Below are 13,316 nucleotides of genomic sequence, written 5' to 3'. Positions count from 1 at the left end.
AGGAAAACCTCTGTCGGCAGCGATCCCCAAGCTCCCTATCTAAAAAGACTAAACTCAAGATCCGCGTTTCCCGTACCAAGAATTCTAGCTAACTCCCTGATTTTCAAGACGGGAAAATACTACAACAGAGGCTTTTACTCCATGAGTCACGATCAATTGAATAACAGGGTAGTTGCTCCTTGCATCATCGATACAGGGATCGTCGTCAACAAACGCGATATCAAAAGATTGCTGTTTGATTTAGGACGTGTCCGCTACCTTCACATACAAGATGGCCAGATTTATAGCGAAGGGGAAGGTTATGTACTCGAAGTCTTCGCCAACCCCCAGCGTTCTACCCTGATTGCCAACCATGCGCTTTATTTGAACGTGTATAGTTTTGATTACCTGGAACTGAAACAGTCTCCTGAAGATGGTGCTTATTTTGACCTGGTTCAAGACGGACGGCTGTTGCGGTTAATTCCCCTCTCCAATCCTTTGCAAGAGCAATTCGCCCGGAATTTAAATGCTGCGGCTTTGGATGCGGTTGTCGATCAGGTACTCTCAGGCAACTGGGATCTGCAATTGGACGAAGATGATTCCCCCTTTTAATGGTCAGTCAGTCGATTTTAGATTTTAGATTTTAGATTTTAGATTTTAGATTTACTCGCAGCGCCGTGAATCTGGGAGATAGAACTAAGGTCTAAAATTTTTTGCCCTCCACGACGATTGTCGGAAAGTTGTCTCCGTTTTTGGGCGGGGTCATTCGATTTTAGATTTTCGATTGTCGATTTTGGATTGACTTGCGCGAGATAAATTCGGGGGACGCAAGGATTTTCGATTGTCGGTTTTGGATTGATTTGCGCGAGATAAATCACGTGGCGGGTACCATCTAGAAATTCTCGGTCATGAGTTTTTTGTCGCGATGTCATCAACAATAGATTAGATAACACTCACATCTTGCACCATTCTCGGTTAACAGGCTTTTCGGCCTGTTCCACAAAGAGTGAATTTTCTTGTGGAACAGGCCGAAAAGCCTGTTCCTAAACAAGTAATTGAGAATGGTGCAACATCTCAAATAACACGGACGGCCGAGTAGCGGTTAACGAGCATCGAGGACTAATGACTGAGGACAAGGCGAAATTTTCTTTTAAATGTCAGGCTAATTGCAGCCATACCCAAGCGCGTGCAGGGGTTTTTGCCACTCCCCACGGTGTGGTGGAAACACCTAAATTTATGCCAGTGGGGACGCTAGCTAATGTCAAAACTTTGACGCCGGCACATCTTGAGGCGGCGGGTTCTCAAATGGTTTTGGCAAATACTTATCACTTGCATTTGCAGCCGGGGGAAGCAATTGTCGCAGGCGCAGGTGGATTGCATAAATTTATGGCTTGGCCGGGCCCGATGCTGACGGATTCGGGCGGCTTTCAGGTGTTTAGCTTGAGCCAAATGCGGACTATTTCTGAGAATGGGGTGACTTTTCGCTCTCCCCGCGATGGCCGCATGATTAATTTGACGCCGGAACGATCGATCGAAATTCAGAATGAGTTGGGCGCCGATGTGATTATGGCATTTGACGAGTGTCCCCCTTACCCCGCTACGCGGGACGAGGTGGAGGCTGCCACAAATCGTACTTACCGCTGGCTGCAACGCTGCATTCAAGCTCACTCGCGCCCGGATCAAGCTTTGTTTGGCATCGTCCAGGGGGGCGTTTTCCCCGATTTGCGATCGCGCGCGGCGAACCAGTTGGTAGATTTGGATTTACCAGGCTATGCCATCGGCGGGGTTAGTGTGGGGGAATCGGGGGATTTGATCGCAGAGATTGTGAAGGTGACTGCGCCTCTGTTGCCGGCAAATAAACCGCGTTATTTGATGGGGATTGGGACTTATCGGGAAATGGCGCTGGCGGTGGCGAGTGGCGTAGATATGTTTGACTGCGTGATTCCGACTCGGCTGGCCCGCCACGGGACGGCTTTTGTTCGTGGGGAACGCTGGAATTTGAAAAATGCTCGGTTCCGGGAGGATTTTGCTCCGCTGGATGAGTCTTGTCCTTGTTATACCTGCCAAAAATTCAGTCGGGCTTATTTGGCTCATTTGGCGCGGGCTAACGAAGTGCTGGGCTATACTTTGCTGGCGATTCACAATGTGACGGAGTTGATTCGCTTTACTGGGAGGATGCGGGAGGCGATTTTGGCAGATCGATTTACTGAAGAGTTTGCCTACTGGCTTGCACCGACAGTCGATCGATCGTGATTGCCTTGGGTGAAGATATGCGACAATTATCTGAAAATTGGGTTTAAAACCCAGTCGTTGTAGGACGGCTTTTTCCACACCGTGCGAAGTCAGAAATCCTAGGTATTTGGGTAAACATATCCACGCGCTTTGTGTGGTATGCTATCGAGATCAGACAAGATTTAAAAACCTACCCCCGGACTGGGGGAAAGTCTACGCCCAAAACATTCTTGAGGAGACATGACTACGCACGTAACGTGCATACGTGGTCAGCCTGGGAACCCTAGCAATAGGGATATTAACTACCAGCCGGGAAGTCCCTCGGTATATTTAGAGGGGATTAATCAGAGCGCTGCGCGAAGTACCCCGAATAAATTACGCCCGCGTGATGAAAGGCGTGTTGGGTGTAGGTACGGAAACCGACAATTATTCTTGTACACCCCAAGATGATCTGGAAATACTCTGATACTATATTAGCAAGTGGGGGTGGAACTACCTCACTATAAAAAGCCTTTGAAAAAAAGGAAAAAGAAGCCTCCGGTCTAACTGTACTCAGTTGACCGTCAGGTTTGTTCACGACTCAAAAGTCTTAAAAATCCTCACGCCTTTAGGCTGAGGAGTGTCAAGAAAATTCTGTTGGATAGGTAGGTTGATTCATGGAAGCTGCATTACTCTTAGCAAAACTGCCCGAAGCTTATTCGATTTTTGAGCCTTTGGTTAATGTTTTGCCAGTCATTCCCGTATTTTTCTTGCTGCTGGCTTTTGTTTGGCAGGCGGCTGTCGGATTTAGATAAGTTTGATTTTAATAAAAGCAGGGGCAATTCTGGAATTGCCCCTGATTTTACGTGTTGAGTTTTTGGGCTGATCTCGTTTACGGTTGTTTCGGAATGATTTAACCGCAGAGACCGCAGAGACCGCAGAGGAAGAGAAGAGAGAGATGAATAATTAATCCGTGTAGTGCCTTCCTTCAGCTACCGCCGATCGCACTTTTGAATGCCGGTCTTTCTGTGATCCGCTTGATGTAATCTACAACGGCCGGATAAGCACTGAGGTCGAGTTTTAGCATCATCGGAATGTAGGCCAACATTGACCCGACTGCTGCGTCGGCGACGCCGAATTCATCACCCATTAAAAACGGCTGTTTCTCGAAGATTTCATTTAACGGTTTTAACAACTTGGGAGTTTCGCGATCGCGAGTTGCTTCTGTAAATATTCCCGGCCCCAACGTAGCGTTAGCAAACGTTACCCACTGCACGATTTGAGCTTGCTGCTCCAAAGTGTCTGGCATTTTACCATGTTTTTGAGCTAAATACAGCAGAATTGCGCCGGATTCCCAAAGTTTAAAATCTCCGTCGGCGATCGCGGGTACTTTGCCGATCGGGTTAATTTCGAGATACTCTGGCTGCAAGTGTTCCCCTGCTTGCATATCCAGGGTGACAAATTCGTAGGGAACCGCTATTTCTTCTAGATACCACTTGACAATTGAGGCCCTGCTGCGACCTGGGCCGTAAAGTTTCAGCACGAAATTTTTATCCTTTAACACAATATTGCTGTTATAGCATTTTTTGGGAATTGGGAATTGGAAATTGCAGCCCACAGAGACTTTGATGTCACTCTTCGACTAATAACTACTGACTAATGACTAATTGCCGATAACTAATGGCACTTCTGTCAAGTGCATAAACAAGATTCTGCTGCCAATGAAAATCAAAATTGCTCCGCCCAATATCTCAATTTTATTAGCAAACAAGTTGCCGCACTTGTGTCCGATAAACACGCCAGCAAATACGACAAAGAAAGTAATAAATCCGATCGCACTAACGACAGGGCCGATCGAAGTTTTTAGCACAGCAAATCCGAGGCCAACTGCGAGGGCATCGATACTCGTCGCCACCGACAGTGTTATCAAAGTCCCCGTATCTAAGGGATTGAACTTTTTCTCGCATTCTTCGCCTTGCAGCGATTCGTAAATCATTCTCCCGCCAATGAAACTCAAAAGCCCAAAAGCTATCCAATGGTCGATCGGTCTTATCAAAAAACTAAAACTAAGACCGATTAACCATCCTATTACGGGCATTAAAGCTTGAAAAAATCCGAAGAATAAGGCAATTTTTAAAGCTTTATTTACCTTCATGTGCTTGATTGCTAAACCGCTCGAAACAGCGACAGCAAAAGCATCTGCTGCTAGTCCAAAGGAAAGTAAAATGGTAGTGGCTGCATCCATTTTTGTAAAATGTTAGGTGTTATAAATAAAGTCTTCCTCTTGACTGTTTTATTTTACACTAAGTTTTGATATAATTGCGTTTTTATCATAATCTATTCATTTTTGACTCACATTTATTTCACAATTGGCGAGGGTTGAAAAAATCAGCGCTTAGCTATATTCTGTAAAAGATTATTTATCAAGTAGCAGAATTGACTATGCCGCAATCTAGACCCTACCAGCCATTGCTGCTCAGGTTACTGCACGGGGTTAACGCTGCGATCGCCCTTTTAGCAATTTTGAGCGCATTTCTGGTTTACAACACCTACGATGGGCGGTTTGGCAAAGTCCCCGTGCCTCAGATTGCAGATATTATCGGGATTCACGGCACTTTTGGCAAGATGTTGCTGTTAGGAATAATGCCGGCTTTTGCATTGTACAGTTTCCACGCAGGCCAAAAACGCTTGGTGCAGCCGGATTCTTTTGGGAAACTAACGCAGTTGGGAAAACCGATTTGGTGGTACAGTTTGCACCGGATTGTGAATACATTGATGTTGCTAGCACTGACTTGGGCGATCGCTTCTGGCAGTATGGTTAAGGAAGAATGGCTGCCGGCTGGGGAATTGACGCAGGTTTGGTATTATTTACACGCTTCTGGTTGGGTGGTATTGGTATTTTGTCTGGCAATGCACTTGTTGATGAGTGCGAAGGTGGGGGGTTTGCCGCTAATTTTGTCCATGTTTGATGCCGCATATCGCCCGGAAGATTCGCCGGCTGCTTGGTGGAAGAAAATTCGCTCTTTTGTCGATCGCTCTTAATGTGAAAATGCTTAATGTGAAAATGAACAGAAATAATTTATTAATTGTTGCGGAAGTCTTGGTAATGGGAGGCTGGTTGTTTGCTGTGGTTGCACCTTTATTATTTCCCTAATCCTAGGCTATCAATTTTTCTTAACAAATGATAGTTAGCTCTATACTGAGGACTTCAGCCCTCCGTTTTATGACGACTAAAGTCTTGACTATGGGATGAGAATTAAATAAAATCCACTTTTCATGACTGTTGTGGGATGGGCGTCCCGCCCGTCCTTTCTGGGCGGGCGGGACGCCCATCCTACAAGAAAAAAGGGAAATTATTTAATTGACGATCCTATGAAGCCAAATTAAGCTTTTCGCGCCGCTTACTAGCAAGATTTGCGACGGGTTTTCCTGGCGGCAAAATGCGATATCAAACGATCGGCAATTTTACCATAAACTCAGCACCGCCCCCAGTTTGAGATTTAATTTGAGGTTGCACCGGAGATTCAACTTTCAGCCTGCCACCGTGCAATTCTACAATAATTTTATAGCACACCGACAGATCCAATCCTGTAAATTTTTTAAAGGATTTAGTAGGGCCAAACTCCTCAAATATTATTTGTTGAATTTCCGGCGGAATTGTTGAACCATTGTGGGCGATCGATACAACAATAAACCTACCTGTATCATCCTCGAAAATATCGGTTTTGATAGTAATAATTTGAGCCGAGTTTTCAATACTTTTAACTGCATCTATAGCATGGCAGATCAGACTCGCGAATACCTGGCTCAGTTGAGCGGGATAACACAAAATTGGCGGCAGGTTGTGGTATTCCTTGACTACTAATATTTTTTGCTCCAGTCTGTGAGCCAGCAACAGCAAAATATTGTCGATGCTCTCATTAACGTTGGCGTGTTCTTTGTTGGCTTCGTCAGGAAGTGAAAATTTTCGCAAAGCTAGGACTATCTGGCGAATGCCATCGGCTCCTATTTTCAAAAAATTGAGGATTTGTGGCAACTCTTTGCTGATAAAATCTAGGTCGCAACGCTCTATTTTTTTGGCAATTCGCGGCACAGGTTCGGGATATTGTTCGCGATAGAGGCGAATTATACTAAGCAAATCTTTGATATAATCGTTGAGGTGTATCAGGCGACCGTAAATAAAGTTAATCGGGTTATTGATTTCCTGGGCAACTTCGGCGGCTAGTTGACCCACCATTGTAATTTTTTCGCTTTGTACTAAATGCTCTTCGGTGATTCTGAGTTTGGCTAATACTTCTTCCAAAAGTTTGAGTTCTTCTTGAATTTGCCCGTGGAGTTGGGATTGGGAAATTGCGATCGCCAGCGAGTCGGCAATTGCTTCCAAAACTTGCACCTCGTCGGGACTCGCAAATCGGCGGTTTGCACAGGCGAACAGATATCCAAGCCGATGATTCTCGGTTAGTACGGGTACTGCTGCGTAGTGACTATTTGTAAGTTCGATATGGGCGTGTTCCTCAGACGCTGTGGCATCAGGGGCGGCGGTTTTATGTAGCAGTATCGTTTCGCAGCGGTGAAGCCGTGCAGCTAAATCTCCAGAGGGCCCTCCTGGAACACCAAAGATTCCCAAGCGCCCCGGCAAACCTTCCCGGCAATATTCCCAGCTAAATTCTAAAGTATCTTGTCGGGGATCGTACCAGGCGAAAATTGCTCGATCGAGCTTCAGTAAAGTACCGAGTTCGTCTACTGTAGTTTGGAGGATGCGATCGAGGCCCAAGCAAGCGCGAATGCGGCCAGTCAAGCGGTGGAGAAGGGCTTCTGTGCGACTGCGAATGCCATTTAGGGCAAACAGCTTGAGCGCCACAATTGCACAGAAAATAGCTGCTGCTGCAAGTACGCCGGCGGCTACTGCTAGTATCTTGAAAGGAAGGAGTTCTTTTTCGAGATTGTCGCGGGGAATTACGAGGGCGATCGACCATTCAGCTTGTTCTAAAGGAAGATAGGCAACATAAACTCTGGCGTCGTTAATTTGAGTCAGCACAATGCCAGTTTTTTGATAAACCATCTCCCGCGCTACATTTGCCAAATTAGCATCTGCAGACTCTAAAAGACTGGGAGCCGAATTGTCGATATTTCCGATTAATCGAGCGTCGGGATGCACAATCGGCACTCCTTGAGAATTGAGAACAAAAGCGTAAGTTCCGGGGCCATATTCCAGCTTTCTTACTACTTGGGCAATTCGAGCCATGCTAATGACGCCGTTCATTACGCCGATCGGCTTTTCGGTTGTTTTATCAATAGAATTTGCTGAATTTGACCACACAGGAGCCGAAATGGGAACAATACTTTGTCCTTTGAGCGTGCGAGAAATGGTAGGATCGGAAACATAGACTTCCCCAGCCATTGCCTTTTTGAAGTGTGCGCGGTCGCTGACATTAATCAACGCTCTGCCGACTTTTGTGGTGAAATAAGAACCGTCAGGATCAATTAATGTGAAGTATTGGAATTTTTGTAGTCGATTTACTTCCGATTTTAAATAAGGCTCTGCCACTGACCAATTCATCGAACGAACGGGAGCAGTATTGGCGAGGACTTCGATCTCAGCCTTTCTAGTGCCGAGCCAGCGATCGATCTTGTTGGCCCGCTCCCTAACTTCTAACAAAGCATTTCGCTCTAAATTTGTGATAATCAAGCGACTAACGCTTTGATAGCTCATACAACCAGTGATGCTAGCTGCCAGAATTGTTACGCCCAAAATTAAGAGCGCAGTTTGGTACCCAAGAAGGTATTCGCCCTTTAATCCCGCTGGCAATAGTCTAGTTAATTTCCACCACTTTACTCTCGCAAAGCTTCGCATGGTTTGACCAATTTGTGAGATTGAAATCTTTAGCTCACCTACGATCTACTCGCCCGCCTGCCAGTAGTCTTAAACTACTAGCATTCAATAATTGCGGGGATTTTTTAATTTTTTCCCGCCGAGCGGCTCCTATCGTTTGCGGTTACACTCCTTATGATATAAAGGACACGGCCGTGCCGTTTCCCTACCCAGATTAATTGTAAGGACACGGCACTGCCGTGTCGAAAGCGGTGGGTAATATTAATTCTGATGCTACTCGATTTGATATCACTTTGTTAAACAGGAATAATATTATACCACTTCTTTGACAAAATAAAAAAAATCATCAACTACTTAATTCTTTTTGACAGGCGTTAATAATTGATGTTATTTAGGTGATGTGAGAAGTAGACTTTTTAGGTTGAGATGCTTGGTGTGTGTCTTAATCAAAAGTCCTGACTGTTTTTACTTCGTAGTCTGAAACCCTAGATTTTCAGTTGATAGTTCGATTGCTGAATCGCCTTAAAACCCTTATTCTACGGTTGTCATCAAAAACTGTCAGCACTATTGCTTGATAACGAAATATTGAAAATTTTTCGTTCATTATTAATGAAGGAAAAACTTGTTAAATATTTTATTTACATCTCAAAAATCAAAACTTTTTGCGGTGCATCCGCTGGCTGAGGCACTGTTAAATTGCCCCAGTTGCGGGATTTGTTTAAAGAACCTTGTGAGTGTGTTCGTGCTGTTTCACATTATCTTCAGTGCGAATGACGCGCTCGGAGTTGAGCACCCTTTTGCGTTCTAAGGAATAAGTAAAGTCGTTGCGAACTGTTCCCAAGGGAATGTGAAGTTGAGCTTGGGGGCGGATTTTGTAAGTGCGGGCAGCAGCGATCGCCCGAAAGCCAAATTCTTCACTAAACTGAGATGATGTCGGGAATTCTGGCAACATTTTGGGTGTTTCGCCGTCGAGCACTGCTCCCAAAGTCGTCCCGCAAATCATTAAATAGGATGTGGGAATTCCCTTCAAAATTGCTTCTAAAGCTGCTGAGGGAATAGCTTCTATTACTTGCACTTCAAAAACTTCGCCTTCTTCTTTGATGAAGCAGGTAGCTACACCGACTGCTATGTAGTCGTCGGTGCAGAGATCGGGAGCGTTGGGATAAACTGTTGCAGTCGTCATAAGAAAAGCTTGGTAGTGTGGAAACCGGGAACGAGAAATTAAGCGATTTTAGATTTGAGATTTGAGATTTATTCCACGATTTTTTTCGGGGATTTTACGTTAAAAATCTCAAACCGGCGGTTCTAATAGCTAAAATTTTTGGTTAAGCTCCAAGGAGCCGATCGCACGATTGTGTCGATCGTACCACATCAAGGTAGATGCCGGATGATTCGGCAAGGATTCCCCGCCGCCACGACGTTTGCGGGAATATTTTTGACAACAACACTGCCTGCGCCGATCGTGCTATTGTCGCCAATAGTGACTCCTGGACAAATAATACTGCCGCCGCCAATCCAAACATTATTGCCAATATTAATTTCAGCGGCGATTTCCCGGCCAGAAAGTCTAATTTCCGGGTCTGTGGGGTGAAAAGCGGTGTAAATTTGTACATTTGGCCCGCACAGCAAATTCTCGCCAATGTTAACTCGATTGCAGTCGAGAATCACGCAACCAAAATTCATGTACAATCCGTTTCCCGCATAAATATTACTGCCGTAGTCGCAGTAGAAAGGTGGCTCGATTTCAACTTTTGGGCCAACTGCACCGAACCATTCTGCGAGAATTTCTAACCGTTTGTCTGGTTCGTCTTCGCCGGTAGAATTGTAAGTTCTGGCGAGGCGGCGGGCTCGCTGGCGCTCTAAAATTAATTGCTCATCAGCAGCTAAATACAATTCACCGGCGAGCATTTTTTGTTTTTCGGTTTTTTCCACAGTTTTTTCCACGGTAAGAATCGGCGGTTTCAACCGCTACTTCACCAACGAACTTCATCTCTAAGAGACTGAAAAATAATGTAGGGTGCGAAGGGCGCACCTTACCGCTATAAGCTGTTGCGGCATTTAAATTGTCTGTCAAAAAAAAATCTTGTGGGTGGGCGTCCCGCCCGCCCTGAATATACAATTTAAATGCGCGACAGCTTAATTAGCGCGTCAGATCATTTTTTGATGTTGTAGCATACATTTAGGGTTCAGGTTTTGACTGCAAACAAACAGCTAAATCCAGATTGGCTAATTTCTCAAAAGCTCGATCGATCGATCCTTTTCCCCGCAAAAAACCAGTATTTGCACCGGGGCAAATATATTGTAAAGTTTCCGGCGAAAATCGATCGATAATTGACTTCACGCTGTTAATTTGCCTAGGCCAGTGAAAAGTTTTTGCCGTCAACAGCGGTACTGGGGCGGCTTCTCGGTTGGGGAGCAAGTGCCTACCCGAAAACAGCACTCCACCGCTGCCACTATGATAAAGGCAAGAGGAACCAGGAGAATGGCCAGGAGTCCAAAATGCTTTGATTCGATCGCTCACAACAAATTCTCGCTCAAAAACCGTCACCTTCAAACCCGGCAGTAAATAAGCTTCCTGCTCTTGAATCAGGATCTCGCACCCCGTGGCTTCCTGAATCTCCCGCGCCTTGGCGATAGCGCCACGGTGGGTGAGAAACAGCAGTCGCACGCCGCCGTGTTCCCGCAAAAATGTTTGGTTAATCTCATCCCAAGCGGGACAATCCACCAGGATGTTAGTTTGGTTTTCTACAATGAAATAGGCTGTTGCACCCAGGGTATCCCGGTTAGGGGGGAAAGCCAGGATATTGTCGAGCACGGGCCTGGGTTGTTTGGAGACTGAACTCTGTTGTTTCAAGGAAGTATTTCAGAAGGGAATGGGATAAATATTATGTTCTTTTTACTATGGTTGTTCGTATTGGGGCTGATATCCTACTACTTGTTGCAAAACGGCACCAGCCGCATCACCAAGACTCCGATATGGCTGCTGTGGCTGGTAATGATGGCGCCCGCGCTGATTTGGGGTGGTTGGATGTTAGTTTACGGCACGAGCAAAACTGTACCGCCGGAGTTGGTAATTATACCTTTTCTGGTTTGCCCTTTTTTGTATTGGTTTTTGGTACAGTTGGGGCGCAAGAAAATTACCGCCGAAACTGCACAGCAGGTAGCAGACTCGGAGACTGAACCTGCAAAGCCAAAACCGCCCGTGCGGCCGATCGATGCAGCAGAAGAAGCGAGTTTGCGCGATTGTTTTCCTTGGTCAATTTACTTTTTGCGAGATTTGGAATTTCGGCCCCAGGCTGTAATTTGTCGCGGACAGTTGCGGACGAACCCGGAGGCGGCTTATGAGGCAATTCGGGAGAATGTGGAGAGGCTGTTTGGCGATCGCTTTTTAGTAGTATTTCAAAACAGCTTGAGCGGTCAACCTTTTTTTGCTATAGTTCCCAATCCCAGCCACCAATCAGGCGAAACTCCTGTCAAAACCGAATCTGTAACCAGGCCATTTTTTGCATTAGCTTTGCTGCTGATCACGGTGTTTACGACTACACTTGTCGGGACGCGACTTGCCGGAGTTAGTGAACAAGCTTTGCAGTCTAACCCATCAATGTTGCTGCAGGGTTTGGCTTACTCGCTGGCTCTAATTACATTTTTGGGAATTCACGAATCCGGCCACTATTTAGCGGCCCGATTTTACAAAATTCGCACGACTTTGCCTTATTTTATTCCGATTCCTTTTTTCTTGGGAACTTTTGGCGCCTTCATTCAAATACGGAGTCCCATTCCCAACCGCCGAGCTTTATTTGATGTTAGCATTGCCGGCCCCCTGGCGGGTTTAGTGGCGACAGTGCCATTATTAATTTGGGGTTTGAATCATTCGACTATTGTACCGCTGTCAGACAAGTCGGGAATGTTAAATTTTGACTCTTTCAAACCCAGTTTTTCGCTGCTGATGACTTTGTTGAGCAAGTTAACCTTGGGTGGTGCTTTCAATGCGGAAACTGCGATCGATTTGCATCCGGTAGCGGTGGCGGGTTATTTGGGTTTGATCGTGACGGCGTTTAATTTGATGCCGGTGGGACAACTCGACGGCGGGCACATTGTACACGCGATGTTCGGCCAGCGAGCGAGTATGGCGATCGGGCAAGTTGCTAGACTTTGTATGCTGCTGCTTTCTTTTTTGGAACAGGGTTTGCTGCTGTGGGCGATTATTTTGTTTTTCACGCCGCTAAACGACGAACCGGCGTTGAATGATGTCAGTGAATTGGACGATCGGCGGGATTTTTTGGGGCTAATGGCGATCGGGCTTTTGTTAATGATTTTGTTGCCGGCGCCCAGGGTACTCCTTGAGTGGTTAAATGTTTAGCAGGAAGAGGGAAGTTCGGCAACGGATTCGCTCGACGGATTTAACTAACGGATCGATGTCGAAGTTCGAGGTAATAGAGAGGAAGGAAGAAAAGAGAGGTTGACAAAATCCTGCAAGGGTTGCTATACAAGCGAGTTTAGAATTTATCGACTCGCTTTCTATCTCGAAGTAATCTTTATTTTCACCGACTGATTAGAGAAATATGTCTTACAAATCCTTTACTTTCCAACAATTAGAAGAGCGCTTTGGATTGGAGCTATCACTCAGTCCTCTTTTGAGTGCCAAGGTGGTTCCAATAGAACCCTCCGAATGGCTTTGGAGAGCAATCGAAATTAGTTCTAACACTGCTGTTACAACTGTAAAAGAACGTTCGGAACGGATTATTTCTCCTATTCTGTTAGAATTTAGAGAAAGGAACAACAGACAATTTTCTCTTTTTTCTGGTTGGTCATTTGATGTAGATCCTGAGCTGGGATTGAATGGGGAATGCGACTTTATATTGTCTTCCGTGCCGTTTGATTTTGAAATAAAAGTTCCGGTTTTTGTATTGAGAGAAACCAAAGGCGGAGAAATAGAATCTTGTCTGCCACAGTGTGCAGCACAAATGGTAGCTGCTCAGCTATTTAACGAACGCGAACACAATTCCATACCTGCAATATATGGCTGCGTAACTACTGGCGTTGTCTGGCGGTTTCTTAAATTAGAAGGAAAGAATTTAATTATTGATGTTGATGTTTATTGTCTAGATAATGTTCCTATGATTTTAGGTGTTTTGCAAACACTTGTTAATTTATACCAATAAGTTGACGAATCTAATAAAATAGGTTTATAGGAAAAATCCCTGGTTATTACCAACTTAACGGGACTTAAACAAATTTTAAGCCCAAACAAAGCCTAAACTGGCTTTATAAGCGGAGAATACGTCCCAATTTT

The 13,316-nt window shown here is 45.3% G+C and carries 12 protein-coding genes; 6 read left to right on the top strand and 6 right to left on the bottom strand.

What is annotated here, in order from left to right:
• Positions 1-141 precede the first annotated feature (141 nt).
• The 3 genes from QT984_RS20445 (at position 142) to QT984_RS20435 (ending at position 3,005) form a co-directional block, all read left to right on the top strand.
• Entirely contained in the window at positions 142-591 is a 450-nt protein-coding gene (locus tag QT984_RS20445) for a hypothetical protein (protein ID WP_333053847.1), read from the top strand.
• 510 nt (positions 592-1,101) lie between these two features.
• The gene (gene tgt / locus QT984_RS20440) at positions 1,102-2,232 is read left to right on the top strand and encodes a tRNA guanosine(34) transglycosylase Tgt (protein WP_333233043.1); all 1,131 of its coding nucleotides are present in this window, start codon (positions 1,102-1,104) and stop codon (positions 2,230-2,232) included.
• Positions 2,233-2,867: 635 nt separating this feature from the next.
• Positions 2,868-3,005, top strand: coding sequence for a photosystem II reaction center protein K (locus tag QT984_RS20435; RefSeq protein WP_006634808.1), 138 nt, complete (start codon positions 2,868-2,870; stop codon positions 3,003-3,005).
• A 173-nt stretch (positions 3,006-3,178) separates the two neighbouring features.
• On the opposite strand, the gene QT984_RS20430 is transcribed toward QT984_RS20435, so the two are convergent.
• On the bottom strand, positions 3,179-3,733 hold the full coding sequence (locus QT984_RS20430) for a glutathione S-transferase family protein (RefSeq protein ID WP_333240148.1): 555 nt from the start codon (positions 3,731-3,733) through the stop codon (positions 3,179-3,181).
• A gap of 120 nt (positions 3,734-3,853) precedes the next feature.
• Positions 3,854-4,435, bottom strand: a complete 582-nt coding sequence (locus tag QT984_RS20425; protein ID WP_333374790.1) for a manganese efflux pump MntP family protein — start codon at positions 4,433-4,435, stop codon at positions 3,854-3,856.
• Positions 4,436-4,632: 197 nt separating this feature from the next.
• Between QT984_RS20425 and QT984_RS20420 the strand changes: the two genes are divergently transcribed.
• Positions 4,633-5,232 carry a cytochrome b/b6 domain-containing protein gene (locus tag QT984_RS20420; RefSeq protein ID WP_333233041.1) on the top strand — a complete coding sequence of 200 codons (600 nt, stop codon included), beginning with the start codon at positions 4,633-4,635 and terminating at the stop codon, positions 5,230-5,232.
• A 406-nt stretch (positions 5,233-5,638) separates the two neighbouring features.
• Here the strand turns inward: QT984_RS20420 and QT984_RS20415 are convergent, their stop codons facing one another.
• From QT984_RS20415 to QT984_RS20400, 4 genes are all read right to left on the bottom strand, one after another.
• The gene (locus QT984_RS20415; protein WP_333053852.1) at positions 5,639-7,903 is read right to left on the bottom strand and encodes a cache domain-containing protein; all 2,265 of its coding nucleotides are present in this window, start codon (positions 7,901-7,903) and stop codon (positions 5,639-5,641) included.
• Between the two features lie 838 nt (positions 7,904-8,741).
• A complete protein-coding gene (locus tag QT984_RS20410) occupies positions 8,742-9,206 on the bottom strand; it encodes a hypothetical protein (RefSeq protein ID WP_333053853.1) in 465 nt (154 codons plus the stop codon).
• 188 nt (positions 9,207-9,394) lie between these two features.
• The gene (locus QT984_RS20405; RefSeq protein ID WP_333053855.1) at positions 9,395-9,955 is read right to left on the bottom strand and encodes a sugar O-acetyltransferase; all 561 of its coding nucleotides are present in this window, start codon (positions 9,953-9,955) and stop codon (positions 9,395-9,397) included.
• A gap of 247 nt (positions 9,956-10,202) precedes the next feature.
• Positions 10,203-10,877 carry an MBL fold metallo-hydrolase gene (locus tag QT984_RS20400; RefSeq protein ID WP_333053856.1) on the bottom strand — a complete coding sequence of 225 codons (675 nt, stop codon included), beginning with the start codon at positions 10,875-10,877 and terminating at the stop codon, positions 10,203-10,205.
• A gap of 33 nt (positions 10,878-10,910) precedes the next feature.
• Here QT984_RS20400 and QT984_RS20395 point away from each other — a divergent pair, with 33 nt between their 5' ends.
• Together QT984_RS20395 and QT984_RS20390 are read left to right on the top strand one after the other, a co-directional pair.
• Entirely contained in the window at positions 10,911-12,383 is a 1,473-nt protein-coding gene (locus QT984_RS20395) for a site-2 protease family protein (protein ID WP_333053858.1), read from the top strand.
• Positions 12,384-12,585: 202 nt separating this feature from the next.
• On the top strand, positions 12,586-13,185 hold the full coding sequence (locus QT984_RS20390) for a hypothetical protein (protein WP_333053861.1): 600 nt from the start codon (positions 12,586-12,588) through the stop codon (positions 13,183-13,185).
• The last annotated feature ends 131 nt before the right edge of the window (positions 13,186-13,316 follow it).

The organism is Microcoleus sp. Z1_B2 (assembly GCF_036700325.1).
Classification (GTDB): Bacteria; Cyanobacteriota; Cyanobacteriia; order Cyanobacteriales; family Microcoleaceae; genus Microcoleus.
The sequence above is the reverse complement of the archived record's forward strand: the minus strand, read 5'-3'. Positions and strand labels throughout refer to the sequence as shown.